24 protein-coding genes and 1 pseudogene are annotated in these 25,166 nt (G+C 74.4%); 14 read left to right on the top strand and 11 right to left on the bottom strand.

Annotated features, from left to right (window positions below):
• Positions 1-2: 2 nt before the first annotated feature.
• Positions 3-1,121 (bottom strand): ferritin-like domain-containing protein, encoded by a 1,119-nt coding sequence (locus tag ACN9MM_RS26585; protein ID WP_426366132.1) that lies wholly within the window; start codon positions 1,119-1,121, stop codon positions 3-5.
• Positions 1,122-1,266: 145 nt separating this feature from the next.
• On the opposite strand from ACN9MM_RS26585, the gene ACN9MM_RS26580 reads away from it, so the two are divergent.
• The 4 genes and pseudogenes from ACN9MM_RS26580 to ACN9MM_RS26565 all read left to right on the top strand — a co-directional run.
• On the top strand, positions 1,267-2,019 hold the full coding sequence (locus tag ACN9MM_RS26580; protein WP_426366130.1) for a TetR/AcrR family transcriptional regulator: 753 nt from the start codon (positions 1,267-1,269) through the stop codon (positions 2,017-2,019).
• Positions 2,016-2,297 (top strand): hypothetical protein, encoded by a 282-nt coding sequence (locus ACN9MM_RS26575; RefSeq protein ID WP_426366129.1) that lies wholly within the window; start codon positions 2,016-2,018, stop codon positions 2,295-2,297. The genes ACN9MM_RS26580 and ACN9MM_RS26575 overlap by 4 nt, the downstream gene beginning before the upstream one ends.
• A 74-nt stretch (positions 2,298-2,371) precedes the next feature.
• Positions 2,372-3,847 (top strand): NlpC/P60 family protein, encoded by a 1,476-nt coding sequence (locus ACN9MM_RS26570; RefSeq protein WP_426366128.1) that lies wholly within the window; start codon positions 2,372-2,374, stop codon positions 3,845-3,847.
• Positions 3,848-3,949: 102 nt separating this feature from the next.
• Positions 3,950-4,819 (top strand): annotated as a pseudogene (locus ACN9MM_RS26565) (MFS transporter); the annotation flags it as partial.
• Between the two features lie 311 nt (positions 4,820-5,130).
• On the opposite strand, the gene ACN9MM_RS26560 reads toward ACN9MM_RS26565, so the two are convergent.
• The 6 genes from ACN9MM_RS26560 to ACN9MM_RS26535 all read right to left on the bottom strand — a co-directional run bounded on the left by ACN9MM_RS26560 (position 5,131) and on the right by ACN9MM_RS26535 (position 11,388).
• A complete protein-coding gene (locus ACN9MM_RS26560; RefSeq protein ID WP_426366127.1) occupies positions 5,131-5,448 on the bottom strand; it encodes a DUF6584 family protein in 318 nt (105 codons plus the stop codon).
• 89 nt (positions 5,449-5,537) lie between these two features.
• Complete coding sequence (locus tag ACN9MM_RS26555; protein WP_426366125.1) at positions 5,538-6,773, bottom strand: styrene monooxygenase/indole monooxygenase family protein; 1,236 nt, start codon at positions 6,771-6,773, stop codon at positions 5,538-5,540.
• A 47-nt stretch (positions 6,774-6,820) separates the two neighbouring features.
• On the bottom strand, positions 6,821-7,504 hold the full coding sequence (locus ACN9MM_RS26550; protein ID WP_426366124.1) for a GTP-binding protein: 684 nt from the start codon (positions 7,502-7,504) through the stop codon (positions 6,821-6,823).
• On the bottom strand, positions 7,485-7,898 hold the full coding sequence (locus ACN9MM_RS26545; protein WP_041134250.1) for a DUF742 domain-containing protein: 414 nt from the start codon (positions 7,896-7,898) through the stop codon (positions 7,485-7,487). The genes ACN9MM_RS26550 and ACN9MM_RS26545 overlap by 20 nt, the downstream gene beginning before the upstream one ends.
• Positions 7,899-7,903: 5 nt before the next feature.
• Positions 7,904-8,395: a roadblock/LC7 domain-containing protein gene (locus tag ACN9MM_RS26540; RefSeq protein ID WP_426366123.1), complete on the bottom strand. Its 492-nt coding sequence runs from the start codon at positions 8,393-8,395 to the stop codon at positions 7,904-7,906.
• Positions 8,392-11,388 carry a nitrate- and nitrite sensing domain-containing protein gene (locus ACN9MM_RS26535; RefSeq protein ID WP_426366122.1) on the bottom strand — a complete coding sequence of 999 codons (2,997 nt, stop codon included), beginning with the start codon at positions 11,386-11,388 and terminating at the stop codon, positions 8,392-8,394. Before ACN9MM_RS26535 ends, ACN9MM_RS26540 begins: the two co-directional genes overlap by 4 nt.
• 371 nt (positions 11,389-11,759) lie before the next feature.
• Here ACN9MM_RS26535 and ACN9MM_RS26530 point away from each other — a divergent pair, with 371 nt between their 5' ends.
• Entirely contained in the window at positions 11,760-12,551 is a 792-nt protein-coding gene (locus ACN9MM_RS26530; RefSeq protein WP_426366121.1) for a hypothetical protein, read from the top strand.
• A 14-nt stretch (positions 12,552-12,565) separates the two neighbouring features.
• On the opposite strand, the gene ACN9MM_RS26525 is transcribed toward ACN9MM_RS26530, so the two are convergent.
• A complete protein-coding gene (locus ACN9MM_RS26525) occupies positions 12,566-13,048 on the bottom strand; it encodes a MarR family winged helix-turn-helix transcriptional regulator (RefSeq protein WP_426366119.1) in 483 nt (160 codons plus the stop codon).
• A gap of 237 nt (positions 13,049-13,285) precedes the next feature.
• Here ACN9MM_RS26525 and ACN9MM_RS26520 point away from each other — a divergent pair, with 237 nt between their 5' ends.
• Together ACN9MM_RS26520 and ACN9MM_RS26515 are read left to right on the top strand one after the other, a co-directional pair.
• A complete protein-coding gene (locus ACN9MM_RS26520) occupies positions 13,286-14,122 on the top strand; it encodes a lysozyme (RefSeq protein ID WP_426366118.1) in 837 nt (278 codons plus the stop codon).
• 200 nt (positions 14,123-14,322) lie between these two features.
• A complete protein-coding gene (locus tag ACN9MM_RS26515) occupies positions 14,323-15,210 on the top strand; it encodes a lytic polysaccharide monooxygenase auxiliary activity family 9 protein (protein ID WP_426366116.1) in 888 nt (295 codons plus the stop codon).
• 105 nt (positions 15,211-15,315) lie between these two features.
• Here ACN9MM_RS26515 and ACN9MM_RS26510 read toward each other — a convergent pair whose 3' ends face one another.
• The gene (locus ACN9MM_RS26510; protein WP_426366115.1) at positions 15,316-15,909 is read right to left on the bottom strand and encodes a DUF4240 domain-containing protein; all 594 of its coding nucleotides are present in this window, start codon (positions 15,907-15,909) and stop codon (positions 15,316-15,318) included.
• Positions 15,910-16,007: 98 nt separating this feature from the next.
• The gene (lon, locus tag ACN9MM_RS26505; RefSeq protein WP_426366114.1) at positions 16,008-18,419 is read right to left on the bottom strand and encodes an endopeptidase La; all 2,412 of its coding nucleotides are present in this window, start codon (positions 18,417-18,419) and stop codon (positions 16,008-16,010) included.
• A 131-nt stretch (positions 18,420-18,550) separates the two neighbouring features.
• Here lon and ACN9MM_RS26500 point away from each other — a divergent pair, with 131 nt between their 5' ends.
• The 7 genes from ACN9MM_RS26500 to ACN9MM_RS26470 all read left to right on the top strand — a co-directional run bounded on the left by ACN9MM_RS26500 (position 18,551) and on the right by ACN9MM_RS26470 (position 24,434).
• On the top strand, positions 18,551-19,198 hold the full coding sequence (locus tag ACN9MM_RS26500) for a GNAT family N-acetyltransferase (RefSeq protein ID WP_426366112.1): 648 nt from the start codon (positions 18,551-18,553) through the stop codon (positions 19,196-19,198).
• A 137-nt stretch (positions 19,199-19,335) separates the two neighbouring features.
• Positions 19,336-19,869, top strand: a complete 534-nt coding sequence (locus ACN9MM_RS26495) for a hypothetical protein (RefSeq protein WP_426366111.1) — start codon at positions 19,336-19,338, stop codon at positions 19,867-19,869.
• A gap of 76 nt (positions 19,870-19,945) precedes the next feature.
• Positions 19,946-20,539, top strand: coding sequence for an RNA polymerase sigma factor (locus tag ACN9MM_RS26490; protein ID WP_426366110.1), 594 nt, complete (start codon positions 19,946-19,948; stop codon positions 20,537-20,539).
• Positions 20,536-21,591 (top strand): zf-HC2 domain-containing protein, encoded by a 1,056-nt coding sequence (locus ACN9MM_RS26485; RefSeq protein WP_426366109.1) that lies wholly within the window; start codon positions 20,536-20,538, stop codon positions 21,589-21,591. The genes ACN9MM_RS26490 and ACN9MM_RS26485 overlap by 4 nt, the downstream gene beginning before the upstream one ends.
• Positions 21,588-22,385: an ABC transporter ATP-binding protein gene (locus ACN9MM_RS26480; protein ID WP_426366108.1), complete on the top strand. Its 798-nt coding sequence runs from the start codon at positions 21,588-21,590 to the stop codon at positions 22,383-22,385. Before ACN9MM_RS26485 ends, ACN9MM_RS26480 begins: the two co-directional genes overlap by 4 nt.
• Positions 22,386-22,425: 40 nt before the next feature.
• Positions 22,426-23,748 carry a hypothetical protein gene (locus ACN9MM_RS26475; protein WP_426366107.1) on the top strand — a complete coding sequence of 441 codons (1,323 nt, stop codon included), beginning with the start codon at positions 22,426-22,428 and terminating at the stop codon, positions 23,746-23,748.
• An 86-nt stretch (positions 23,749-23,834) separates the two neighbouring features.
• A complete protein-coding gene (locus ACN9MM_RS26470) occupies positions 23,835-24,434 on the top strand; it encodes a hypothetical protein (protein WP_426368832.1) in 600 nt (199 codons plus the stop codon).
• A 90-nt stretch (positions 24,435-24,524) separates the two neighbouring features.
• Here the strand turns inward: ACN9MM_RS26470 and ACN9MM_RS26465 are convergent, their stop codons facing one another.
• Positions 24,525-25,166 (bottom strand): TetR/AcrR family transcriptional regulator, encoded by a 642-nt coding sequence (locus ACN9MM_RS26465; RefSeq protein WP_426366105.1) that lies wholly within the window; start codon positions 25,164-25,166, stop codon positions 24,525-24,527.

Below are 25,166 nucleotides of genomic sequence, written 5' to 3'. Positions count from 1 at the left end.
CGTCACCCCTGTGACACCTCCGCCGCCCCCTCCTCGATCGCCGCCTCCACCTCCGCGACGCGCTCGGCCTCCTCCGCCGCGAACCGCTCGCGGTCCAGCGCCTCCGCGATCTCCTCGTCCTGACGCATCAGCAGGTCCAGGTTGGAGTCGCCCAGGTCGAAGACGCCCATGTCGAGGTAGGCCTTCTGGAGGCGTTCGCCCCAGAGGCCGATGTCCTTGACGCAGGGGACGATCCGGCTGAAGAGGAGCTTGCGGAAGAGGTGCAGGAACTCGCTCTGCTCGCTGAGCTCCTCGGCCTCCTTCCTCGGGATGCCGAAGTTCTCCAGGACCTCGACCCCGCGCAGCCGGTCGCGCATGAGGTGGCAGCCCTCGATGACGAACTCCTCGCGCTCGCGGAGCTCGGCGTCGGTCAGCTGCCTGTAGTAGTCGCGCAGCGCCATCCGGCCGAAGGCCACGTGCCGGGCCTCGTCCTGCATCACGTACGCGAGGATCTGCTTCGGCAGCGGCTTGTCGGTGGTGTCGCGGATCATGCCGAAGGCGGCGAGGGCGAGGCCCTCGATGAGGACCTGCATGCCGAGGTAGGGCATGTCCCAGCGGGAGTCGCGCAGGGTGTCGTCGAGGAGGCCCCGGAGGTTGTCGTTGACCGGGTAGAGCATGCCGATCTTCTCGTGGAGGAAGCGTCCGTAGATCTCGGCGTGCCGGGCCTCGTCCATGGTCTGGGTGGCGGAGTAGAACTTGGCGTCCAGGTCGGGGACGGACTCGACGATCCGGGCGGCGCAGACCATGGCGCCCTGCTCGCCGTGGAGGAACTGGCTGAACTGCCAGGAGGAGTAGTGCCGGCGCAGGTCGCCCTTGTCCTTCTCGGTCATCTTCGCCCAGTGGCGGGTGCCGTGGAGGGTGAGGACCTCGTCGGGGGTGCCGAGCGGGTCGTACGGGTCGACCTCGATGCCCCAGTCGATCCGGGTGGCGCCGTCCCACTGCTTGTCCTTGCCCTTCTGGTAGAGGGCGAGGAGGCGTTCGCGGCCGTCGTCGTAGTCCCAGGAGAACCGGGCCGCTCCGGCGGCGGGGACCTCCCAGACGGGTTGGGCGGGGGCGTTCACGTAGAGGTCGTGCGTCGACACTGACGACTCCTTCCGTCCGTTTCCAGCAGGCTCACACGGTGGTAGACGGATCGTCAACAAGTCGTACGGAGGGGATTGCGGGATCAGGAAGACCTCCCGGATCCGCCGGCCCGCGGAGACCCCCTCCGCGGTTACGCTGCGGTCCATGACGAGCGCCGCCACCCCCGCGTACCGCAGGCTCAGCGTCGAGGAGCGGCGCGGGCAGCTCCTCGACACCGCCCAGGGGCTCTTCGCCCACCGGGCGCCCGAGGACGTCTCGCTCGACGACGTCGCCGAGGCGGCCGGCGTCTCGCGGCCCCTCGTCTACCGCTACTTCCCCGGCGGCAAGCAGCAGCTGTACGAGGCGGCCCTGCGCTCCTCCGCCGACGCCCTGAACCGCTGCTTCGCCGAACCGCCGGCGGGGCCGCCCACGGAGCGGCTCGGCCGGGTGCTCGACCGCTACCTGGCCTTCGTCGACGAGCACGACGCCGGGTTCAGCGCCCTGCTGCGCGGCGGCAGCGTCGCCGAGACCTCCCGGACCTCCGCGATCGTGGACGAGGTGCGGCGGGCCGCCGCCGAGCAGATCCTCGTCCACCTCGGGGCGGAGCGGCCGGGGCCCCGGCTCGGGATGCTCGTCCGGACGTGGATCGCCGCCGTCGAGGCGGCCTCCCTCATCTGGCTCGACGAGGAGAAGCGGCCGCCCGCGCGGGAGTTGCGGGAGTGGCTCGTCGACCATCTCGTCGCCCTGCTCGCGGCGACCGCGGCGAGCGACGTGGAGACGGCGGACGTCGTGAGGCGGCTGCTCGCGCAGGAGACCCCCGAGGGGCCGGTCGCGACGCTGGCCCGCCGGGTGATCCCGGTGGTGGGCGAGGCGGCGCACCTGCTCCGGGACGGCGGCCGGGAGAGACTGGAGGGGTGAAGAGCGAGAACACCTCCTTCCGCGGCGGCCCCCTCGACGGCCGGACCCTGCCGATCCTGGTCGGCCCGATCGGCCACCCCCCGAAGTGGTACGAGATCCCGGTCCCGGCGCACGACGGGCACCCGCCGACCCTGCACACGTACCGGCGCGAGCCCTCGGGCTACACGAAGCGGCTCGGACTCCAGCGCGGCTGGGTCTACGTGTACGCCCCCGAGGGGCGGGAGCGGCGCGAGGTGAAGTGGCCGTGGTCGAAGCCGACTCCGGGGCCGAACGGGTGACACCACGGGGCGCGCCCCTATTCGTACGGTAATCGGATGAAGTGAGACGTCATCATCCCCGTGGAGGTGATGACGTGTCGCGAAGGCTGCCGCACACGGTCCGCACGGGGGCGCTCGCCGCGGCGACGGCGCTCACGGGGCTGCTCGCGGGGGTGCTCGCGGGGGCCCTGCCCGCCGCGGGCGCGACCCCGGACCCACCCGTGGACCCGCCCGCGGAGGCCCCCATCGCCTGGGCGGACCCGGCGGGGGAACCGGTGGGGCCGGTGGACCCGGATGCGGGCGCGGGTGCGGGCACGGGCACGGGTGCGGTCGCCCCCTCCGCCCCGACGGTGGACACAGATCCGGCCACCCCACTCGACCCGGCGGCGGCCACGGATCCCGCCGCCCCACTCGAACCGGCGGCGACCCCGGTATCCCCCACGGCCCCCGCCGCCCCACCCTCGGCCACTCCCTCCACTCCCTCCGCCGAGGGCGACGCCACCGACAACGGCGCCGCCGAGGACGACGCTTCCGCGCTCCCACCCCCCGGCGGGGACTCCGTCAGCGCGCTGCTCACCCGGCTGCGGACGCTCTACCAGCAGGCCGAGGAGGCGACCGAGCGGTACAACGCCGCCGAGGAGGCGTCGAAGCTCCAGGCCGCCGACACCAAGAAGGTCACCGCGCGGCTCACGGCCGCACGGACCGCCCTGGCCCAGGGCCGTGCCGCGGCCGGCCGGATCGCCCGGGACCAGTACCAGGGCCGGTCCGAATTCTCCTCGTACGTGCGGCTGCTCTTCGCCGCGGACCCCCAGTCGGCGCTGGACGAGGGGCACCTGATGGCCCGCGCGTCCCGCGAGCGCGCCTCCGCCGTCACCCGGCTCACGAGCGCCGAGCGGCAGGCGGGCAGCCTCGCGAGCGCCTCCCGCAGGGCGCTCGACCGGCAGCAACGGCTCGCCACGGCGCAGCGCGTCCGGCGCGACGAGGTGCGGACCAAGCTGCTCGCGGTCGAGAAGCTGCTCGCCGGCCTGTCGCCGGACCAGCTGGCCCGGCTGACCGCGCTCGAACGCACCCAGACGGCCGGTGCGCAGCGCGAGCTGCTCGACTCCGGGGTCCTGGACGGCCTCCGCACCCCGTCGCGGGCGGGCGCGGAGGCCCTGCGCTTCGCGGTGGGGCAGATCGGCAAGCCGTACGAGTGGGGGGCGGAGGGCCCGGCGGCGTACGACTGCTCGGGGCTGACGCAGCAGGCCTGGGCGGCGGCCGGCCGGGAGCTGCCGAGGACGAGCCAGGAGCAGTGGGCGAGCCTGCCCCGGGTGCCGCTCGCAGAGCTCCGCCCGGGCGATCTGGTGGTCTACTTCCCCGGCGCGACCCATGTGGCGCTCTATCTCGGCGAGGGCCTGGTGGTGCAGGCCCCGCGTCCGGGCGGGAAGGTGAAGGTCTCGCCGCTCGCGGCGAACCCGGTGCTCGGGGCCGTACGACCGGATCCGGGGGGAACGGCCCTGGAGGCGTACAGCCCGCCGGCGCTCCCCGAGGGGGCGAGGGAAGGCGGCGACGAGGGGTACGACCGGTCCTGAACTCCCCTTCTCCGTCTCCCCCTTGCCTTCACGCGTAATATCCAACAAGCTTGCGGGGTCCTTACCGATGGCCGATCGCCCCACCGGACACGGAGCCCCGTCATGCCCAGAACGCTTCCGGACACCCGCCCTCAACGCGCCCTCGCCGCCTCCAACTTCGTCAACGCCGTCGGCAGCGGACTCTTCCTGACCGCAGGGGTGCTGTACTTCACCCAGGCCGTACGGCTCCCGGCGGCCGCCGTGGGCCTCGGGCTCGGCATCGCCGGGCTCCTGTCGCTGGCCGTGGGCATCGGCGTCGGGCACCTCGCGGACCGGCGCGGGGCGCGCGGGGTCTACGGGGCCACCCTGGCGGTGCAGGCGTTCGCCACGGCGGCCTTCGTGCTCGCCGACAGCTTCTGGCCGTTCGTGCTCGCCGTCTCCACGGCAACCGGCGCGAAGGCGGCGGGACTCGCCGCCCGGGCGCCGCTCATCCGGCACCACGGAGGGGACCGGCCCCAGGAGTTCCGCGCCTACCTGCGGGCGGTGACCAACGTCGGCATCTCCCTCGGCGCGCTCCTCGCGGGGTGGGCGGTGCAGGTCGGCACGCTCGGGGCGTACCAGGTCCTCGTCGCCGGGAACGCGTGCGCGTTCGCGGCCTCCGCCGCCGTCCTGTTCCTGCTGCCGCCGGTCGCCCCCGCCGCCGCCGCCCGCGGCCCCCGGTGGATCGCGCTGCGGGACCGGCCCTATCTGGCGCTCACCGCGCTCGACGGCGTCATGGCGATCCAGTTCAAGGTGCTCACCGTCGCGATCCCGCTCTGGCTCGTGGGGTCCACCACCGCCCCGCACTGGCTCGTCTCCGGCACCATGCTCGCCAACACCGTCCTCGTCGTCGGCCTCCAGGTGCGGGCGAGCCGCGGCATCGACTCGCCCCGGGCCGGCGGCCGCGCCTACCGGCGGGCCGGTGCGGCCTTCCTCGTCTCCTGCGCCCTCGTCTCGCTCTCCGCGGGCACGCCCGTCGCGGTCGCGGTCGTCCTGCTCCTGACCGGCGTGGTCGTCCACACGGTCGGCGAGCTGTGGCACGCTGCGGGCGGCTTCGAGGTGTCGTACGCGCTCGCGCCGCCGCACGCCACCGGGCAGTACCTGGGCGTCTTCGGCCTGGGCGCCGGTCTCTCCGAGGCCGTCGGCCCCGGCCTGCTCATCGCCCTCTGCATCGGCTGGGGGCGCCCCGGCTGGTTCGCCGTGGGCGCCCTCTTCGCGGTGACCGGCCTGCTGACCCCGCTCGCGGTCCGCCGCGCGGAGGCCCGCTACGCGAAGAGCGCGACGACACCGACCACCCAGACCGCCAGGAAGGCGACGGCCCCGATCAGGCAGCCGAGGCCGGCCAGTACGCCTCCGGCCGTCCAGCCGTCGCCGTCCGGGACGTGCTCCTCGCCGGCGTCCCCCTCGTAGGAGGCGGGGTCGCCCCAGTCGACCGGCCGGCCCAGCTCCTCGGCGAGCCGACGGCGCAGCATCAGGTCGTACGGGAAGGAGGAGACGAGACCGCGCAGCCGCTGACGGGCCAGGGGCGCGCACCCCGCGGCGAGGTCCGCGTCCACGGGGGACAGGGTGTTCTGCTGGGACATGCCCTGATGATCGAACACCGGCCCGGTGCGGTTCGACCCGTTTCACGGGGGGCCGCGCCCCGGACGCGGGGCGCGGCCGTGGGCGGGTCCTAGCCGGCGGCGACCGAGGCCAGGTACGCGTTCGCCTTCTCCGCCTCGAAGAAGAAGTGCTCGAAGTCGGCCGGGTCGTTGAAGCCGTTCGCGAAGCGGTCGGCGACCGGCTGCAGCTGTCCGGCGGCGCCGAGGAGGTTCAGGACGTGCTCCGGCGGGGGCGCCAGCATCGCGTTCGTCCACTTGGTGACGTGCTGGGCCGTCTTCCAGTAGCGGTCGAAGGCGCCCCGCATCCACTCCTCGTCGAAGGGCTTGTCGCCCTGCTCGACGATGGCGGCGAGGTACGCGGCGGCGCACTTGGACGCCGAGTTGGAGCCCTGGCCGGTGATCGGGTCGTTGGCGACGACGACGTCGGCGACACCGAGGACCAGGCCGCCGCCGGGGAGCCGGCCGACAGGGTTGCGGACGGTCGGCGCGTACCGGCCGGCGAGGGTGCCGCCCGCGTCGGTCAGCTCGACCTTCGTCGCCCGCGCGTACTCCCAGGGCGTGAACTTCTCCATCAGCTCCAGCGTCAGCGCCAGGTGCTCGGAGGGGTCCTTGATGCCCTGGAACACGTCGAGCGGGCCGCCGGGGACGCCCTCCCAGAAGAGGATGTCGGCGCGGCCGCCGGTGGTGAGGGTCGGCATGACGAAGAGCTCGCCGACGCCGGGGACGATGTTGCAGCGCACCGCGTCGAAGTCCGGGTGCTCGGGGCGCGGGCCGAGGCCGTGGACGTACGCGACGGCCAGGGCGCGCTGGGGCTCGCCGTACGGCGAACGGGACGCGTCCCGGCCGAACATGGAGACGAGCTCGCCCTTGCCGGCGGCGACGAGCACCAGGTCGTAGCCGCGGGCGAAGTAGTCGAGGTCGCCGACGGCCGCGCCGTGTATCACCAGCTGGCCGCCGCGCTGGGCGAAGGTGTCCATCCAGCCGGCCATCTTCACGCGCTGGTCGACGGACTGGGCGTACCCGCCGAGCTTCCCCACCCAGTCGATCAGGCGGCCCGAGTCGGGGCCGGCGACGGAGACGCCGAGGCCCTCGATCCGCGGGGCCTGGGACTCCCAGAAGTTGAGGCCGAGGTCCCGCTCGTGCTGGAGGGCGGTGTCGAACATGCACTGGGTGGACATGACCCGGCCGTTGCGGATCTCGTCCGCGGTCCGGTTCGACATGAGGGTGACCTCGTACCCCTGCGACTGGAGTCCGAGGGCGAGCTGCAGGCCGGACTGGCCGGCGCCGACTATGAGTATCTTCCGCATGGGCGGGGCTCCTGGCGTGACGGGTCGAACTGTGCGGGGGGGGCGGGCTATTCGGGCGTGGCTTCGAGGGCGTGCGCGACCATCGCGAGCAGGCTCTCGACGACGCTGTACCGCTTGCGCGCGTCCATGATCACCACGGGTACGTGCGCGGGCACGGTCAGGGCCTCCCGGACGTCGTCCGCCTCGAACAACTCGGTGCCCTCGAAGTGGTTGACCGCCACGATGTACGGCAGCCCGCAGCTCTCGAAGTAGTCGAGCGCCGGGAAGCAGTCGGTGAGCCTGCGGGTGTCGGCGAGCACGATCGCCCCGATCGCCCCGCGCACCAGGTCGTCCCACATGAACCAGAAGCGCTGCTGTCCCGGCGTGCCGAAGACGTACAGCACCAGGTCGTTGTCGAGGGTGATCCGCCCGAAGTCCATCGCCACCGTGGTGGTGAGCTTGTCCGGGGTGGCGCTGAGGTCGTCGGTGTCCTCGCTCGCCCGGGTCATCAGCGCCTCGGTCTGGAGCGGGGTGATCTCCGAGACGGCACGGACGAAGGTGGTCTTGCCGACGCCGAACCCGCCCGCGACGACGATCTTCGTGGCGATCGGGGCGCGGGTGTGGTCGAGCTGCCAGTCCTGGGCGCCCTCTTCGGTGTCGCGCACGGGATCCTCGGGACCCGGCTGGGCGGGGATGCCGGCGACCGCCGGGGTTTCGGAGACGGCGGTGGCGTCAGAGACGACGGAGTCCACTCAGCACCCTTTCGAGGAGCGCGCGGTCGGGCTGGCCGGTGCCGTGACCGGTCCCGTACACACGGATCTTTCCCTGGTCGGCCAGGTCGCTGAGCAGCACCCGGACGACTCCCAACGGCATCTTCAGAAGCGCCGAGATCTCCGCGACCGTCCGCATCCGGCGGCAGATCTCGACGATGGCCCGCATCTCCGGCATCAGCCCGCGGGCGGCGGGGCCGCCGTCCGTGAGGACCTTGCGGGCGGCGGGCGCTTCGAGCGCGGCCACGAAGGTCTCGACGAGCAGGATGTGACCGAAGCGGGTACGGCCGCCGGTGAGCGAGTACGGGCGCACGCGCGCGGGGCGCCGTCCCTCGCCGCGTACCGGCAGCTTGAAGGCGTGATGAGCCGAGGACATCGCCGTCACTGGGTGCTCTCCATCGATTTGCGCAGCTCGCTGCGGACTTCGGGGGTGAGTACGTGACCGGCGCGGCCCACGAAGAGCGCCATGTGGTACGCCACGACGCTCATGTCGCAGTCGGGCGTGGCGTGCACGCCGAGCAGCGAGCCGTCGCTGATCGACATGACGAAGACGCTGCCCTCCTCCATCGCGACCATCGTCTGCTTGACGCCGCCGCCGTCCATCAGCCGGGCGGCGCCGATGGTGAGGCTGCCGATCCCGGAGACGATCGTGGCCAGATCGGCGCTGGAGCCGCGCGGCCCGCCGGGACGGCCGGCTTCGGCGGCGAGCGTGCCGGCCTGCTGGGTGGCCGGGTCCGACGAGAGCAGCATCAGGCCGTCGGAGGAGACGACGGCCACCGAGCGGACACCCGGGACCTCCTCCACCAGATTCCCCAGCAGCCATTGCAGGTTGCGGGCTTCCGTGCTCAGTCCGAACGTTCCCGTCGCGGTCAACTGCGTGCCTCCTCGACTGTGTCCCCCGTCATCTCCTCTGTGCGTGTGGTGCTCGCGGCTTCTGTGCGCGCCGTGTCCAGCTCCGCCTCGACGTCCCGGCGCCCCGCCCTGGCGCCCTGGTGGAAGCCGCCGAGCCGGCGGCGCAGGGCCTCCGCGTCCACTCCGCCCTGACGGGGCGTGGTGGGGGCGGAGGGCTGGCGGACGACCTGCGGGGTCCGCTTGGGCAGGCCCTTGTCGGTGACCCGCTCCCACTGCGCGGGACGCGGTCCCGGAACGGCCCCGTCGACGGCGGGCTCCCCGGCCGGGGCCGGGGTCGGGTCCAGGGTCAGGTCAGGGGCCGGAGTCGGGTCCGGGGTCGGGGCCGAAGTCGGCTCCGGGGTCGGGGCCGAAGTCGGCTCCGGGGTCGGCTCCGGGGCCTCGGCGAGGAGCGGCTCGCCGTCGGCGGCGCGCTCGTGCGTGTCGGGCTCCGGCGGCGGGTCGGGCAGCCGGACCTGGAGCGTGGTCTCGGAGACGGACTCGTACGGGGCCGGGTGCGGCTCCTCGTACAACGCCTCGTGCGGCGCCTCGCGCGGCTCCTCGTACGAGGCCGCGTACGGCTCCTCGTGCGAGGCCGCGTACGGCTCCTCGTGCGGCCCTTCCGGCTCGGGGGCGTACGGGGCCTCCGGCTCGTACGCCTCCCCGGGCGCGGGCGCCCGCTCCTGGGCCTGTTCCGTCTCCGCCGCCAGGAACGCGGCCTCCGCCGCCTCCACGAGCGGGTCGCGGGTGCGGGAGGGCAGGGTGTTGGAGTTGGCCTCGGCGGCCGAGCCGGGCAGCTGGAGCACGGGCGCGGCGCCCGCGACCCGTACGGGCTCCGTCACGGCCGTCGGCGGGGTGGTGGGCAGGAGCGGCAGCGGCAGGACCACGACGGCCGCCGTGCCGCCCGGCTTCTGCTCGCGCAGTTCGACGCGCACCCCGTGGCGGGCGGCGAGCAGGGCGATGACCCGCATGCCGAGCCCCTCGCCCTCGAAGGCGTCGGGATCGGCCTCGGCCAGGCGCGCGTTGAGCTCGGCGGACCGGGAGGCGGTCATGCCGATGCCCGCGTCCTGCACGGAGAGCATCACCTCGCCGCTCTCCAGGAGCCAGCCGGAGAGCTGGACCTCGGCGTCGGGCGGCGAGAAGGAGGTGGCGTTCTCCAGGAGTTCCGCGACCAGGTGGCTCAGGTCGTCCGCGGCGAAGCCGGCGACCTGGGCGTGCGGCGGCAGGGACTGGATGGTGACCCGCTCGTACCGCTCGATCTCGCTGACGGCGGCGCGCAGCACGTCGACGAGCGGGACGGGCCCGGCGTGGCCGTGGACGTGCTCGTGGCCGGCGAGGACGAGGAGGTTCTCGCTGTGGCGGCGCATGACGGTCGCCATGTGGTCGAGCTTGAAGAGGGTCGCGAGGCGGTCCGGGTCCTGCTCGCGCTCCTCCAGCTTCTCGATGACGCCGAGCTGCCGCTCGACGAGCCCGAGGCTGCGCAGCGAGAGGTTGACGAAGGTGTGGTGGACGGAGTTCCTGAGCCGTTCGAGGTCGGCGGTCAGGAGCGCGACCCGGCCCTGGAGGTCGGCGCGCTGGGCGGCGAGCTCCGCGGCCGCGGCGTCCTTGGCGGCGACCAGGTCGGCGCGCTCGTCGGTGAGCCGCTCGGTCTGCGCGGCGAGGCCGGAGAGCTTGCCGTGCAGGGCGTTGAGGGAGCGGACGACCTGGGCGAACTCGTCGTTGCGGCCGGTGAAGCGGACCGCTTCCTCCGTGTGCGGCTCCGGGGCGGCGGCGAGCCGGGCGGCGCCGAGGCGGAGCACGGCGAGCGGCCGGGTGAGAGTGCGGGCGACATAGGTGGAGATGCCGATCGCGACGAGGAGGCAGCCGCCGAGGAAGGCGACGCGCAGTTCGAGGGCCTCGACGTCGTCGTCGCGGAGCGTGGCGAGGCGGTCGACGCGCTCGGTGGCGAGGGCGGACTCGACGCCGCGCATCTGCTCGATGCGGGCGGAGAGGGCGGCCTCCAGGCCGGCCGGGTCCGTGCCGCGCTCGGCCTCGGTCAGCCTGGGCTGGTCGGTGAGCGAGGCGAGCGCGAGCTCGGCGCTCTTGACGTCGGGGCCGGTGACGGTGGCCGCGAGGGAGTCGCGGGCGGTGGCTCCGGCGGCCTGGTCGAAGTCTCCGAGGGCGGCGAGTTCGCGGACGCGGGCCTGCTGGGCGGCGGCGGTGAGGCCGTCGCGGGCGCGCTCGGCCTCGGCGGCGCCCTCGGGCTCGTCGGCGACGTAGGTGCCGGTCTGGGGGTCGTAGTGGACGTTCCCGGTGGGCTCCGGCTGCGGTACGGAGAGCGCGGCGAGGAGCAGGCCGCGGGTGGCGGAGGCCTGTTCGACGGCGCGGCCGAGGGCGGCGGGGGCGCGGGTGGCCTCGGTGAGGGCGGCGTCGGAGGCGCGGGCCGGGGTCTTGTCGGCGAGCTCGTCGGCGAGGGCCTGGAGCTTGCCGATGATGTCCGAGTACGCCTTGTGGGCCTCCAGCGCCGTGCCCTTGCCGGTCAGCGCGGTGCGGCGGACGGAGGGGACTCCGGCGAGGTCGCGGCGGAGTTCGGCGGAGGCGGCGGGCCGGATCTCGTCGATCTGGCGGTCGACCCGGGTGGATCGCGCGTCGGTGATCCGCCGCTCGTGCTTGGCGTCGTCGCCCTGGGCGTCGCGTCCGGCGGCGATGTACGCCACGACCTCGTCGCGCTCGTCGGACAGGGAGTGCGCGAGGGTGACGGCCTGCCGGTCGAGTTCGGCGAGGGTGACGAGGCGCTGGGACTCGGTGAGCTCGGTGGAGGCGGCGAGGATCGCGGGGGCTCCGGCGGCGAGGACGGTGACGCCCACGAGGGCGACGCCGGCGACCAGCCGGTTGCGGACGCGCTTGGGCCGGCCGGCGGGGGCCTGCGGCTCACCGGGGGTCTGGCTCTGCGTGCCGTTGTTGCTCCGAGGCCGCTTCTTCTGCACCGGTGCTCGCATTCTTGATTCGTCCGCCGATGAAGCAGAGGTGACGGCCGGTCACATGGAGCGCCCCCACCCCTGGTACGGCTTCCGACCATTCCAGCGCTTCCGGCAAGGGGACGGGCATCGGCCGCTCCGCCACCCGAACGAGTGAACAACACTCAGTAGTTGGCGAACAACTTCCGGCGGCGATTGCCGGGGGCCCGTGCGGGGCGCCGGTTGGATCTTCCGGGCGGGCTTTGGCAGGATGCCCGCCCGCAGCTCCCCGGAGGTGGCCCTTCCGCCTCACGCGCCCGTTCCGCAGGGTTGGTACAGGCCTTTTCCGGTCATTTGCAGGTCCCGTGAAGGAGTTCACCGGGGAACGTACGGGTGCGGGCACACTGGACGCCATGCGCAGCGAAGTCGCCTCCCTTCCCGGCAGCCCCGAACGCCCCAACGAGGACTGGGTGGCCGCCGCTCTGCCCGCCTCGGGGAGCGGGGGGACGGTCGTCCTGCTCGACGGCGTCACGCCGCCCGCCGGTGATGACGGTTGTGTGCACACGGTCCCGTGGTTCACCGCGCGACTGGGCGGGGCTTTGACCGAACTGTCCGGTTCCCACCGGGACATGCCCCTGTCCGAGATCCTGTCGCTGGCCATCCGGCGCACCGCGGACGCCCATCGCGACACCTGTGACCTTTCTCACGTGCGAACGCCGCAGGCGACCGTGGTCCTCGCCCGCTGGGACGAGGCGTCGGTCGAACACCTCGTCCTCTCCGACTCCGTCCTCCTCCTGGAGGGCCCGGACGGGTCGGTGCGGGCCGTGCTCGACGACCGGCTCGACCGGGTGCCGGAGGAGGTGCTGCGCTCCCTGGCGGCGACGGACCGGCTGCGGAACCGCGAGGGCGGCTTCTTCACCGCGGCGGCGGACCCGGCGGTCGCGGAGCGGGCGGTGACCGGGACGAGCCCGCGCGCGGAGGTACGGGCGCTCGCCGCGCTCACGGACGGGGCGAGCCGCTGGGTGGAACGGTTCGCCGAGGGCGGCTGGGCGGACTGCTTCGGCGTGCTGCGCGCGGAGGGGCCGGCCGGCCTGCTGCGCCGCGTGCGGGCCCTGGAGGTGGCCGGCGCGCGGGCGGGCGGGGCCCGGCGCAGCAAGCTGCACGACGACGCGACGGCGGTGTACGCGGAGCTGTCGGACCGCTGACGCCCTCCTGCTCCTCAGCCCTCCGAGCGCAGGTTGAAGTGGTTCAGGAGGCGGGCGAGTTCGGCGACCTCGGCACGGTCCCAGTCGGCGAGTTTGCGGACGTAGCGTTCGCGCCGGGCGTCGCGGACGCTGCGGAAGCGGCTGCGGCCCTCCTCGGTGAGGCGGACGAGCGAGGCGCGGCCGTCGGCGGGGTCGGGGTCGCGGGCGACGAGCCCGAGGTCCTCCAGGGCGCGGAGCTGGCGGCTCATGGTGGCCTTGCCGACGCCGAAGTACCCGGCGAGTTCGGTGGCCCGCTGGGGTCCGGTGTCGTCGAGCCGCACGAAGAGGCCGTAGGCGGCGGGCTCCAGTTCGGGGTGGACCTCGCGGGCCATCTCGCCGGACTGGGCGCGGGCGCGCCTCAGGAAGACCGCCAGTTCCCGTTCGAGGGCGAGGAACTCCTGGTCCACACCACCTCCGGCGGTGACCCGGCCTTCATTTCCCGTACCGCTTCCGTGCACGTCAGCACCTCCCGCGCGCTTTCCGACCGCTGAAAGTTTCTTCCGGCGGCGCCCATCGCCGCAGCTCCTTCAGTATTTCGCAGGCGTAGACCAACGGCGGCAACCAGGCCCCCTTCCATCGGGCGGGTCTACGTGCGTAGCGTCTTGTCCGGCAGCCCTGAATGACATGTCCATTCCAGGCCGTTGTCGCGGGTCCTGCCGTCACCGCTCCCCCACCGAGCCTTTCGGAGGCACGCAATGCGTGTGCACAGATCCGGAACGACCCTCGCCGGCGCCGCCCTCGCGGCCCTGGCCCTCCTCCTCCCCCTCGGCCTCCCCGGCACCGCCGCCGCGGCCCAGGACCCCGGCGCCCGGCAGGCGGTCCCCGCCCGGGGCTCCGCCCACATGGGCATGGGCGTGATCGCGCACGACGGCCAGGGCCCCACGTCCGGCGCCGCGACCCTGGCCGCGCAGACGGAAGGCGTGGACGTCTCCAGCCACAACGGCAACGTGGCCTGGTCCACGCTGTGGAACAGCGGGGTCAAGTGGGCCTACGTCAAGGCGACGGAAGGCACGTACTACAAGAACACGTCCTTCACCCAGCAGTACACCGGCTCCTACAACGTCGGCATGATCCGCGGCACGTACCACTTCGCCACCCCTGACACGACGACCGGAGCCGCCCAGGCCGACTACTTCGTCAACAACGGCGGCGGCTGGTCGAAGGACGGCAGGACGCTCCCGGGCGTGCTCGACATCGAGTGGAACCCGTACGGCGCGGCCTGCTACGGCAAGTCGGCGGCCGGGATGGTCGCGTGGATCCAGGACTTCGTGAACCGCTACAAGGCCCGGACGGGCCGCGACGCGGTGATCTACACGGCCACGAGCTGGTGGAAGCAGTGCACCGGCAACTCCTCGGCCTTCGCCTCCACCAACCCGCTGTGGATCGCCCGGTACGCCTCCGAGGTCGGCGAACTCCCCGCCGGCTGGCCGTACTACACGATCTGGCAGTACACCTCCTCCGGCCCGACGGTCGGCGACCACAACCACTTCAACGGGGACTACTCGCGCGTGCAGGCGCTCGCGAACGGCTGACCTGCCGACCCGTCCCCCCTGGCGGCTTCCCGGGTGTGCGGCGCACCGGGAGGCCGCTTCGGCTTTTTCCACCCACCCCCTTGCCCATTGGTATGGACCAATGCGAGGCTTCCTCCGCCGGTCGCCCGGATTTCAACTTCCGTGCGCCCCACGCGCGTTGCTCGTCCCGTACTCCCCCACGCACGAGAGAGAGCCCCCGCATGCCCTCCTACCGCCGCACCACCGCCGTCGCCGCCTCCGCCCTGTCAGCAGCCGCCCTCGTCGGCCTCACCCCCACCGCGGCCGGTGCCCACGGGGCCGTCTTCAACCCCGTGAGCCGGGTGGCGGCCTGCTACGCCGAGGGCCCCGAGACGCCCAAGTCGCAGGTGTGCAAGGACCTCGTCGCCGACTCCGGCACCCAGCCGCTCTACGACTGGAACGAGGTCAACATCGCCAACGCCGCCGGACAGCACCAGGCCCTGATCCCGGACGGCAAGCTCTGCTCGGCCAACCGCGAGAAGTACCGGGCCCTGGACTGGGCGCGCACCGACTGGCCCTCGACGGCCGTGGCCGCCGGCTCCTTCGACTTCAAGGTCCGGGTGACGGCCGCGCACTCGGGCACGATGACGGTCTACATCACCAAGGCGGGCTTCGACCCGACCAAGCCCCTGAAGTGGTCGGACCTGGACACGACCCCCGTCGCCGTCTACAACACCACCCGCACCGCGACGGACGGCTACTACAACTTCACGGGCAACCTCCCGGCCCGCACCGGGCGCCACATCGTCTACAAGGTGTGGCAGCGCAACGACAGCCCCGAGGCCTTCTACAGCTGCTCGGACGTCACCTTCGGCGGTGCGGCGACGGGGACCCAGGCCCAGAAGCAGGCCCAGGCCCCGACCGAGGCCAAGATCGCGGCGGGCGCCTCGCTCTCCACCGTGAGCCACGCGGGCCACGGCGGCGACGAGCAGCCCCCGGCGCTCTCCGCCGAGACGGCCGAGGCCCCCTCCTCGCCGCTCCCGACGGCCCTCGCCGCCGCGGGCGCCCTCGCCGCCTTCGCCGGAGGCAGCCTGCTCCTGAGCCGCCGCCGGAACTCCTCCGCTTCCTGACGCCCAGGCGTCCTGTCGATCAGGCCGGGCTCACGACGCCCGGCACCGCGCCCCGATCCGGCCCGATCGACAAGACGCCCCTCGGGCCACGGACCCCTCCGGCTGCTACGTGCCGGAGGCGGCGGGCGGGAAGAGGGCGGTGAGCCGGGGTATCGCCAACCCCTCCGGCCGGGACCCCCGGGACTCCTCGTCCTCTTCCCACTCCCCCGCAGCCTCCGCGGCGTCCTCCGCCTCCTCCACGGCGTCGAGGAACTCCTCGCCGTCGTCGCCCTCCTGGCCCGTCAGCTCGTCCCACGCGTCCTGGGCGACGTAGTCGAGCTCCTCCCACTCGGGCCACTCGTCGTCGTCCCACGCGTCGTGGTGCCGGCCCACGAGCGCCCGCACGCCGGGCACGTCGGCCAGCGCGTCCGGGTCGGCGAGGACCGACTCGTACACCTTCCGTCCCTGGCCCACCAGCCACAGGGTGAAGTAGTGGAAGCCGTCGTCCGTGCAGTCGCCGCCCTCGATCCTGTCCGCCGCCTTCCACAGCGCGCGCGTGTCGGCGATCTCGCACGCCCTCTCCAGACGCACCTGGAACTCCACGCTCTCGGCCGCAGGACGCCGGACCAGATCCGCCCGCAGCCACTCCAGCCGCTCGTCCCGGTCACCGGGACGGCGGCTCAACTCGTCGATGAGAGCCCAGAAGGCGTCTTCGTTCATGCGTACGAGCATGCCAGCCCGCAGTGACATCCGGGTACCGGGATACGGCACGCCGGAGCGGGGTGCCCGGACGGCACCCCGCTCCGGCGTACGGGGAGTTACGCGGCCACGTCCACCGGCACCACCGCCGGGGCGAGCGCGATCTCCAGGACCTGGCGGACGTCCGTCACCGGGTGGACCTCCAGCTTCTCCAGGATCTCGGCCGGGACGTCGTCCAGGTCGGCCTCGTTCCGCTTGGGGATCACGACCGTCGTGATGCCCGCCCGGTGCGCGGCGAGCAGCTTCTGCTTCACGCCGCCGATCGGCAGCACGCGGCCGGTGAGGGAGACCTCGCCGGTCATGGCCACGTCCGTGCGGACGAGCCGGCCGCTCAGCAGGGAGGCGAGGGCGGTCGTCATGGTGACGCCCGCGCTCGGCCCGTCCTTGGGCACCGCGCCCGCCGGGAAGTGGATGTGCACACCCCGGTCCTTGAGTCCGGTGACGGGCAGTTCCAGCTCCGCGCCGTGCGAGCGGAGGAAGGAGAGCGCGATCTGCGCCGACTCCTTCATCACGTCGCCCAGCTGACCGGTGAGGGTGAGACCGGCGGCGCCCGTCTCCGGGTCGGCGAGGGACGCCTCCACGAAGAGGACGTCACCGCCCGCGCCGGTCACGGCCAGGCCCGTGGCGACACCCGGCACGGCCGTCCGCCGCTCCGCCGGGTCCTGGGCCGACTCCGGCACGTGGTGCGGCCGCCCGATGAGCTCCCGCAGGCCGTCGGGACCGACGGTGAACGGCAGCTCGCGGTCGCCCAGTTCGTGCTGGGCCGCGACCTTCCGCAGCAGCCGGGCGATCGCCCGCTCCAGGGTGCGGACGCCGGCCTCGCGGGTGTACTCGCCGGCCAGCTTCCGCAGCGCGGACTCCTCCAGGACGACCTCGCCCGCCTCCAGACCGGCCCGTTCCAGCTGGCGCGGGAGCAGGTGGTCACGGGCGATGACGACCTTCTCGTCCTCCGTGTAGCCGTCGAGGCGCACCAGCTCCATGCGGTCGAGGAGCGCCTCGGGGATGGCTTCGAGGACGTTGGCGGTGGCCAGGAAGACGACGTCGGAGAGGTCGAGTTCGACCTCCAGGTAGTGGTCGCGGAAGGTGTGGTTCTGCGCCGGGTCGAGGACTTCGAGGAGAGCCGCCGCGGGGTCGCCGCGGAAGTCGGAGCCGACCTTGTCGATCTCGTCGAGCAGGACCACCGGGTTCATCGACCCGGCCTCCTTGACGGCGCGGACGATCCGGCCGGGCAGGGCGCCGACGTAGGTCCGCCGGTGGCCGCGGATCTCCGCCTCGTCGCGTACGCCGCCGAGGGCGACGCGGACGAACTTCCGGCCCATCGCGTGGGCGACGGACTCGCCGAGGGAGGTCTTGCCGACGCCGGGCGGGCCGACGAGGGCGAGGACGGCTCCGCCGCGGCGGCCGCCGACCACGCCGAGGCCGCGGTCGGAGCGGCGCTTGCGCACCGCCAGGTACTCGGTGATCCGTTCCTTCACGTCGTCGAGGCCGGCGTGCTCGGCGTCCAGGACCGCGCGGGCGCCCCGGATGTCGTACCGGTCCTCGGTCCGCTCGTTCCACGGCAGTTCGAGGACGGTGTCCAGCCAGGTGCGGATCCAGGAGCCCTCCGGGGACTGGTCGCTGGACCGCTCCAGCTTCTCGACCTCCTTGAGGGCGGCCTCGCGCACCTTCTCGGGGAGGTCGGCGGCCTCCACGCGGGCGCGGTAGTCGTCGGACTCGTCGCCCTCGGACTCGCCGTTGAGGTCGCGGAGCTCCTTGCGGACGGCTTCGAGCTGGCGGCGGAGCAGGAACTCGCGCTGCTGCTTGTCGACGCCCTCCTGGACGTCCTTGGCGATGGTCTCGGCGACGTCCTGCTCGGCGAGGTGCTCGCGGAGCTGGGCGGTGGCGAGCTTGAGGCGGGCGACCGGGTCGGCGGTCTCCAGGAGTTCGACCTTCTGCTCGACGCTGAGGAAGGGCGAGTACCCGGAGTTGTCGGCGAGGCTGCCGACGCCGTCGATCTGCTGGACGCGGTCGACGACCTGCCAGGCGCCGCGCTTCTTGAGCCAGCTGGTGGCCAGCGCCTTGTACTCCTTGACCAGTTCGGTCACGGAGCCGGGCAGCGGGTCGGGCAGGGTCTCCTCGACGGTGCTGCCCTCGACCCAGAGGGCGGCTCCGGGGCCGGTGGTGCCGGCGCCGATGCGGACGCGGCCGAGGCCGCGGATGAGCGCGCCGGGGTCGCCGTCGGACAGGCGGCCGACCTGCTCGACGATGCCCAGGACGCCGGTGCCGGCGTAGGTTCCGTCGACCCGCGGCACGAGGAGCACGCGGGGCTTGCCCGCTCCGGTGCGGGCGGCGGCCTGGGCGGCCTCGACGGCGGCCCGTACGTCGTTGTCGGACAGGTCCAGCGGCACCACCATTCCGGGCAGCACGACCTCGTCGTCGAGCGGCAGCACAGGCAGAGTGAGCGGCACAGACGCCATGGACTCAGAAGCCATGATCTCCCCTTCGGCAGTCAAGTTGAGCTATACGCACTCAATGCTTGTGAGCCCGAGGATGTTCCCGGACGTTCGTTCGCTCTGAGCGATCACCCTCGCACGCGCCCGCGTGCAGCCGATGTAATGCCTGGATGGATATAGGAGCCATTACAGATGCCTGGGTGGCGGGCTGGACCGTCTCCCGGGGCACCCCGCCCGCCGTCGCCGAACCCTGGGGCTACCGGATCGACGTCGGCCTGCCCCGGCACGTCGTGCGCCACGTCCTGCCCACCCCCGACGCGGCCTCCGTCGGCGCGCTCTGCGCCCGGCTGACCGCGCCGTACAGCTGGCTCAAGGTCATGGCGGGGCCGGAGGAGGCCGGGTCCTGGATCACCGAGGGGTGGACCGTCCCCGACGACCCGGGCTTCATGATGGTCAAACCGCTGGACCCCGGCGCCCGCCCCGCGCCGCCCGAGGGGTACGCCCGGACCACCGAGGTCGAGGACGGCGTCGTCCGGGTACGGATCCTCGCGCCGGACGGCACCCTCGCCGCCCGCGGCCAGATCGCCCCGACCGGCTCCACCGCCGTCGCCGACCAGATCGAGACCGACCCCGCGCACCGGCGCCGCGGCCTCGGCGCGAACGTCATGCGCACCCTGGAGGCCGCCGCCGCCCAGGCGGGCGCCGTGACCGGCGTCCTCGCCGCCACCACGGACGGCCTCGCCCTCTACGACTCGCTGGACTGGCGCTACCGGGGACCGCTCACGGGCATCGTCCGCACCGGTCCGGCGGGCCGCTGACGACCGAGGGCCACTGACGGCCACACGCCGGCCGACGGCCCCCGGCCCCGGCCGAACCGGCGCCCCGAGGGCCCCCGCCGGGTGGAATCCCGGCCTTCCGGCTGCGCGCGGGACCCCGGAGGGGGCATGCTCGACCCATGGTGCGAGGCGTACGGAGGACGGGGACGTGGTGCGGCGCCCTGCTGCTGGCAGGGGCCCTGGTGGGCGGCGTGAGCGGCTGCGGCCCCGGGGTGCCGCCCGCGCCCGGCGGGCCGCCGTCGAGCACGAGCGCGCCCGCCGTGCCGAGCCCCACGACGGAGCCGGGCACACCGGTGGCGGACCCGCAGCCCGGTGAGGTCCTCGTCGAGGTGGTCGTCAACGGCGGCTTCGCCGGCGTCCGCAACCAGCTCGTCGTCCACTACGACGGTTCCTGGACCAGCCGCTCGGGCACCAAGCCTCCGCGCACCGGCAGGCAGACCCCCGCCGAGGCCGCCGAACTGCGGGCGGCCCTGGAGGACCCCGCGTACGCCCTGGTCCCGGAGCGCCCGACGGGCAGTCCGATCGCGGACGGCTTCCAGTACTACGTGACCTACCGTCACCACCTGGTCGTCGCGGGCGACGGCGAGCGCCCGCCCGCCCTCCAGCGCGTCTTCGCCGCCCTCCCGGAGGGCGGCCCCCCGACAGGCCGGTGAGCCCGCGCACCCCGTGCGCGCGGGTGATCCCGGGGGCGCGTGAACCGGGAGACGGTCTCCCGGCGATAGAGAGGGCGTGAGACTGTCGCGCCCCGCAGGGGGAGGCCCCTCCGGGGGCGACGAGGACGACGACGCGGCGCTGCTGCGCGCGGTCGCCCGGGGGGACACCGAGGCACTGGCCGTGCTCTACGACCGGCACGCCGGCTGGCTGTACGCGCGGCTGGCCCGGCGCTGCCCGGACGAGGAGACCGTACGGGAGGTCCTCCAGGACACCTTCGTCACCGTGTGGCGCTCGGCCGGCGGCCACCGCGGCCGGGGCGAGGCCGGCGGCTGGCTCTGGGTCATCGCCGCACGCCGCCTGGTGGACGCGCGGCGGGCCGGCGCCCGGGCCGAACGGGCCGCGGCCCACCCGGTACCGCCCGCCCCCGCGCCCTCCGCCGAGGACCGGGTGCTCGCGGGCCTGGAGTACGGGGAGGTCGGCGCCGCCCTCGACCGGATCTCGCCGGAACTCGCCGAGGTCCTGCGGGCCACCGTCGTCGACGGGCTCACCACCCGCGAGACCGCCAGGCTGCTCGGCATACCCGAGGGCACCGTCAAGACCCGCGCCCTGCGCGCCCGCCGTGAACTCCGCGCCGCGCTCGGCCCGCACCCCCTGGGAGGCACCGCATGACGGCCCCCTGGCACGTCTCCGGCACCCTGGCCCACCGGTACGCGGCGGGCGCCGCGCCCGAGACGGACGCCTGGTCCCTGGAGAAGCACGTCGAGTCCTGCGCCGCCTGCGCGGCCCTCGTCTCGGCGGCGGTCCGCGCGAGCACGGCGGGCCCGGCCCTGGCGGCGGTGCGCGCGGACCTCCTGACGTCCCTGGGCCACGCCCCGGCAGGAACGGCGACCACGCGCACGCGTGCGGAACCCGGCGGGGTGATCCCACCGCGCGGGATCCACGCGGAGCCCGATGTCCCTGGCACCTACCCGGAAGCCGACGTCACAGGCGCGCGCGTGGAAGTCGACGTCACGGGCGCCCACCCGGAAGCCGGCTTCACAGGCACCCGCCCGGAAGCCGTGTCCGGGACCTCTCCCGGGTCGTCCGCCGCCGGTGGGCCGGCCGGGCGGTGGGTGAGGGTCTGGTGGGCCGCCGGGCCCGCGCTGCGCGGGTCCTGGGTGGTGGCCGTGGTCCTCGTCGTCGGCGGGGCGTTCACCCTCGCCCACGGGGCCGGGTTCCGGGGCGCCCGGGGCTGGCTGCTCGCCGTCTCCCCGCTCCTGCCGCTCGCCGGTGTCGCCGTCTCGTACGGACGCCACGCCGACCCCCTGCACGAGATCACCGCGGCCACCCCCTCGGGCGGTCTGCGGCTGCTGCTCACCCGCACCGCCGCCGTACTCGCCGTGTGCGTACCCCTGCTGACCGCCGGCGGGGCGCTGCTGCCCCCCGTGGCCGGGTTCCCCGGCGCGGCGGCCTGGCTGCTCCCCGGACTCGCGCTGACCCTGGCCGCGCTCGCGCTCGGCTCCTTCGTCGGCTGCCGGGCGGCGGCCGCGACGCTCGGCGGCGGATGGCTGCTCGCGGTGGCCGGCCCCCTGCTCGGACCACAGGGGCAGGGCGCCGCGGGAGTCGCGCGGTACTTCGCCGGCCCCGCGGTGCAGGGGGCCTGGGCGGCCGCCGCCCTCGTCTGCGCCGCCCTCCTCGCGCTCCGGCGCCGTTCCTTCGACCACCTGGAGACGAACCGGTGAACCCCCCGACCACCGTCGCCGTGACCGGACTGACCGTCCGGCACCGCCGCAACGTCGCCCTCGACGCGCTCGACCTCTCCCTCGGCCCGGGCGTGCACGGTCTGCTCGGCCCGAACGGGGCCGGGAAGACCTCCCTCATCCGGGTCCTCGCGACCGTCGCCGCGCCCGCCTCCGGCCGGGTCGAGCTGCTCGGCGCCGACACCTCCGGCCACGGCGCGCGCACCGGGGTCCGGCGCCGGCTCGGCTATCTGCCGCAGGACTTCGGCTTCTATCCGGCCTTCACGGTGCGGGAGTTCGTCGCGTACGTGGCCTGGCTCAAGGAGCTGCCGGCCGACCGCGCCCCGGCGGCCGTGGAGCGGGCCGTGCGGCGGGTCGGGCTCGGGGACAGGATCGACGCGCGCATGAAGACGCTGTCGGGCGGGATGGTGCGGCGTGCCGGGATCGCGCAGGCCATCGTCAACGAGCCGGAGCTGCTGCTGCTCGACGAGCCGACCGCCGGACTCGACCCGGAGCAGCGCGTCGACTTCCGCGCGCTGCTGCGGGAGCTCGGCACACGGGCGACGGTGGTGGTCTCGACCCATCTGGTCGAGGACGTGGCGGCGGCCTGCACCGACGTCGCCCTGATCGAGGCGGGACGGCTGGCCTTCCAGGGATCGACGGCGGAACTCGTCGCGCTGGGCGGCGGGCCGGCCGGCCCGCACGACGCGTCGACGAGCGCCGTGGAGCGCGGCTACACGGCCGCGCTGCGCTCCCACCGGGACGCCTCGGGCCGGAGGACGGAGGTTCTGCGATGAACGGGACCTCCGCCACCCCTCGTACGAAGGAGCCACGCCCGTGACCGGCACCCTCGCCCCGTCCCGTACGGCCGCACCCGCGCGCGTGCGGGCCGTCTCCCCGCTCCGGACCGAGCTGCGGCGCGGCCTCGGGCCGTGGACCGGCGCCGCCGTGGCGGTCGTCGCCCTGGTGGCGATGTACGGCAAGGCTCCTGTGTGGCAGACCCGTTGGACGGATGCCACGGGACTGCTGCACGTGGCCGTCGGGCTGCTGGGCGGCCCCCTCGCGCTCGCGGCGGGCTGCTGGCAGGGCGGCCGGGACCGGCGGCGCGGCACCGTGGAGCTGTGGGAGTCCGTCCCCCGTTCCCCGCTGCGCCGTCTCCTGGTCGCGGTCGCCCCGTCCGCCCTGTGGCCGGTCGCCGGGGCGCTGTTCGCCGACGCCGTGTGCCTGCTCGCGACCTGGCCGTACGTCTCCGGAGGCCGCCCCTACCTCGAACTCCTCGCCTCCGACGCGGTCGCCCTCGCCTCCCTGGGAGCGCTCGGGCATCTCGTCGGGCGGCTGGTCCCCTGGCGGCTGGCGCCCCCGCTCCTCGGCGTCGTCGGATACGTGGCTCTCGGCATCGGCACGTACGCGGGGGGCTGGGCCCGCTGGCTGGGCCCGGCCGTCGAGTACCGGTTTCCCTGGGCCCGGCCCGTGTGGTGGTTCGCGCCCGTGTCGTCGGCGTGGGCCGCGGGGCTCGCGCTCGCCGCGCTCCTCGCCTACGGGGCGCGCACGGCCCGCCCGAGGGCACTCGCGCTGGTCCCCCTGGCCGTCGCGGTCGCCGCCGCCGGGCTGATCCTCCGCCTGCCGGCGGACGAGGGCCCGTGGCGCCCCGACCCGTCCCTGACCCGCCCCGTCTGCGACGGCGGGACTCCGCGGGTGTGCGTGACGACCCTCGACCGGAAGCTGCTCCCGGCCCTGTCGGAAGCGCTCGCCCCGGTCAACGCCCGCCTCAGGGGTCTGCCCGGCGCCCCGGCCCGCTGGGCGGTCGGCCCGCTCGACCCCCGCCCCGGCGACGTACAGCTGCTCGATCCGGCGGCGGACGCGGTGCGGGGCCGGATCGAAGCCGCGGACCTCTACCGGAACTTCGCCGTGATGCAGCTCTTCTCGGACACCTGCCGAGCGGGCGACCTCGCGGGCCCGAACGCCGAGCGGGCGATGACCGTCAACGCCGCCGTCATCGAGTGGCTGGCCCCCACACCGGACGGCTTCGGGCCCGACGTCACGGGCGCGCAGCCCCACATCGACCGCCTGCGCGCCAAGTCCCCCGCCGCGCAGCGCGACTATCTCGCCCGCTACCTCGCGGCGAACACCTGTCACCCGGACGAGGTGCCGATCCCGTGAGTCCCACCAGCCCCGCGGGCACCGCCCCTCCCACCAGGCCCGCAGGATCGGGTAGGCCCGGGAGCCCCGTCCGCGCCCGGCGCCCCCTGGCGCTCTACGCCCGCTCCCGGGCCCTCCCCGGCGGCCTCGCCGTCCTCGTGGGTACCGCGGCCGTCGCCGCCTGGGCGGCCCGGTGGCTGGTGTCGGCACCGGGACTCGGTCACACGGCCCGGCTGCCGGTCGTCGTCCTCGGCCCGCTGCTCGCGGCGGCCGTGATCGGCACGGGCCTGCACACCCCGAGCGACGAGCTGGACCGCACGGCGGTCCGCGCGTGGTGGCCCCGCCGATCGGCCCATCTCCTGGCCGTGACCGCGCTCGCGACGGCCCTGCTCGCCCTCGCGGTGCCGGGCCACCCGGAGGAGTTCGGCCCGCCCGCGGCCGTACGGAACACCCTGGGCCTGGCGGGTGTCGCCGCGGGTGGCGCCGCGCTGCTCGGCGCCCGGCTGAGCTGGCTGCCGCCCCTGCTCCTCGTGGCGGCGGTCTACCTGGCGGCCCCCGCCGAGCCGGGCGGTGCGGCGGCCTGGTGGGCGTGGCCGATGCAGCCGGGCCCGGAGGGCGGGGCGTGGACGGTGGCGGCGGGCGCCTTCACGGCGGGTGGCGCGCTGTACGCCTGGCGCGGCGCACGCCGGGGCACGCCGACGTCCTGAACCGGCCGCGGGGCGCGCCTCGGCCGCGGGCGCCGATCAGCCGCGAGGCCCCGAACAGTCGCGAGGCGCCGATCAGTCGCGAGGCCCCGATCAGTCGCGGGGCGCCGCCATCTCCGCGTACCGGCGTCGGAGGTACGCGCCCACCCGGGCCGGCATGTCCATCGCGGACGGATCCAGGGCCCACTGGATCTGGAGGCCGTCCATGACGGCGAGGTGTTCCTGGGCGACGGCCGGGCAGTCGAGGCCGGCGCGGAGTTCGCCGCTCCGCACGGCCTCCTCCAGGAGGTCGACGGTGTGCCGGAGCACGCGCGCGTAGCGCTCCTTGAAGTACGCGTGGGCGGGGTGCCCGACGTTGCCGGACTCGCCCACCAGGACGTTGAACATGCGGACGATGCCGGGGCGGCGGGTGTTCTCCTCGACCAGGGCGACGAGGGTCTCCAGGTAGTCGGCGTACGAGTCGGGGTCGACGCCGAACAGGCGCTCCTCGTCGTGCTGCTCGCTCTGCGCGAGGACCGAGAGGAGCAGGTCCTCCTTGCTGCGGAAGTGGTGCAGCAGGCCGCCCTGGGTGATCCCGCAGTCGTTCGCGATCCGGGCGAGGGAGGAGGCGTGGAAGCCCCACTGCCCGAAGTGGTCGACGGCGGTGTCCAGGATCTTCTGGCGGCGCGCGTCGCCGACCGCGTAGCTGCCCCTGCCTGCGCTCTTGCGGTTCGTTCGGCCCGTGTTCTCCGGCAT

The organism is Streptomyces sp. E-08, from assembly GCF_049913095.1.
GTDB lineage: Bacteria > Actinomycetota > Actinomycetes > Streptomycetales > Streptomycetaceae > Streptomyces.
This window is presented reverse-complemented; position numbering and strand designations above follow the sequence as displayed.

Excerpts from the sequence above, each read along its gene's own strand:
- ACN9MM_RS26515 (WP_426366116.1), top strand. The coding sequence starts at position 14,323 with ATGCCCTCCTACCGCCGCACCACCGCCGTCGCCGCCTCCGCCCTGTCA.
- lon (WP_426366114.1), bottom strand. The coding sequence starts at position 18,419 with ATGGCTTCTGAGTCCATGGCGTCTGTGCCGCTCACTCTGCCTGTGCTG.
- ACN9MM_RS26520 (WP_426366118.1), top strand. The coding sequence starts at position 13,286 with ATGCGTGTGCACAGATCCGGAACGACCCTCGCCGGCGCCGCCCTCGCG.
- ACN9MM_RS26545 (WP_041134250.1), bottom strand. The coding sequence starts at position 7,898 with ATGTCCTCGGCTCATCACGCCTTCAAGCTGCCGGTACGCGGCGAGGGA.
- ACN9MM_RS26510 (WP_426366115.1), bottom strand. The coding sequence starts at position 15,909 with ATGAACGAAGACGCCTTCTGGGCTCTCATCGACGAGTTGAGCCGCCGT.
- ACN9MM_RS26560 (WP_426366127.1), bottom strand. The coding sequence starts at position 5,448 with ATGTCCCAGCAGAACACCCTGTCCCCCGTGGACGCGGACCTCGCCGCG.
- ACN9MM_RS26555 (WP_426366125.1), bottom strand. The coding sequence starts at position 6,773 with ATGCGGAAGATACTCATAGTCGGCGCCGGCCAGTCCGGCCTGCAGCTC.
- ACN9MM_RS26500 (WP_426366112.1), top strand. The coding sequence starts at position 18,551 with ATGGATATAGGAGCCATTACAGATGCCTGGGTGGCGGGCTGGACCGTC.
- ACN9MM_RS26465 (WP_426366105.1), bottom strand. The coding sequence starts at position 25,166 with ATGCCGGAGAACACGGGCCGAACGAACCGCAAGAGCGCAGGCAGGGGC.
- ACN9MM_RS26530 (WP_426366121.1), top strand. The coding sequence starts at position 11,760 with ATGCGCAGCGAAGTCGCCTCCCTTCCCGGCAGCCCCGAACGCCCCAAC.
- ACN9MM_RS26535 (WP_426366122.1), bottom strand. The coding sequence starts at position 11,388 with ATGCGAGCACCGGTGCAGAAGAAGCGGCCTCGGAGCAACAACGGCACG.
- ACN9MM_RS26580 (WP_426366130.1), top strand. The coding sequence starts at position 1,267 with ATGACGAGCGCCGCCACCCCCGCGTACCGCAGGCTCAGCGTCGAGGAG.
- ACN9MM_RS26485 (WP_426366109.1), top strand. The coding sequence starts at position 20,536 with ATGACGGCCCCCTGGCACGTCTCCGGCACCCTGGCCCACCGGTACGCG.
- ACN9MM_RS26495 (WP_426366111.1), top strand. The coding sequence starts at position 19,336 with ATGGTGCGAGGCGTACGGAGGACGGGGACGTGGTGCGGCGCCCTGCTG.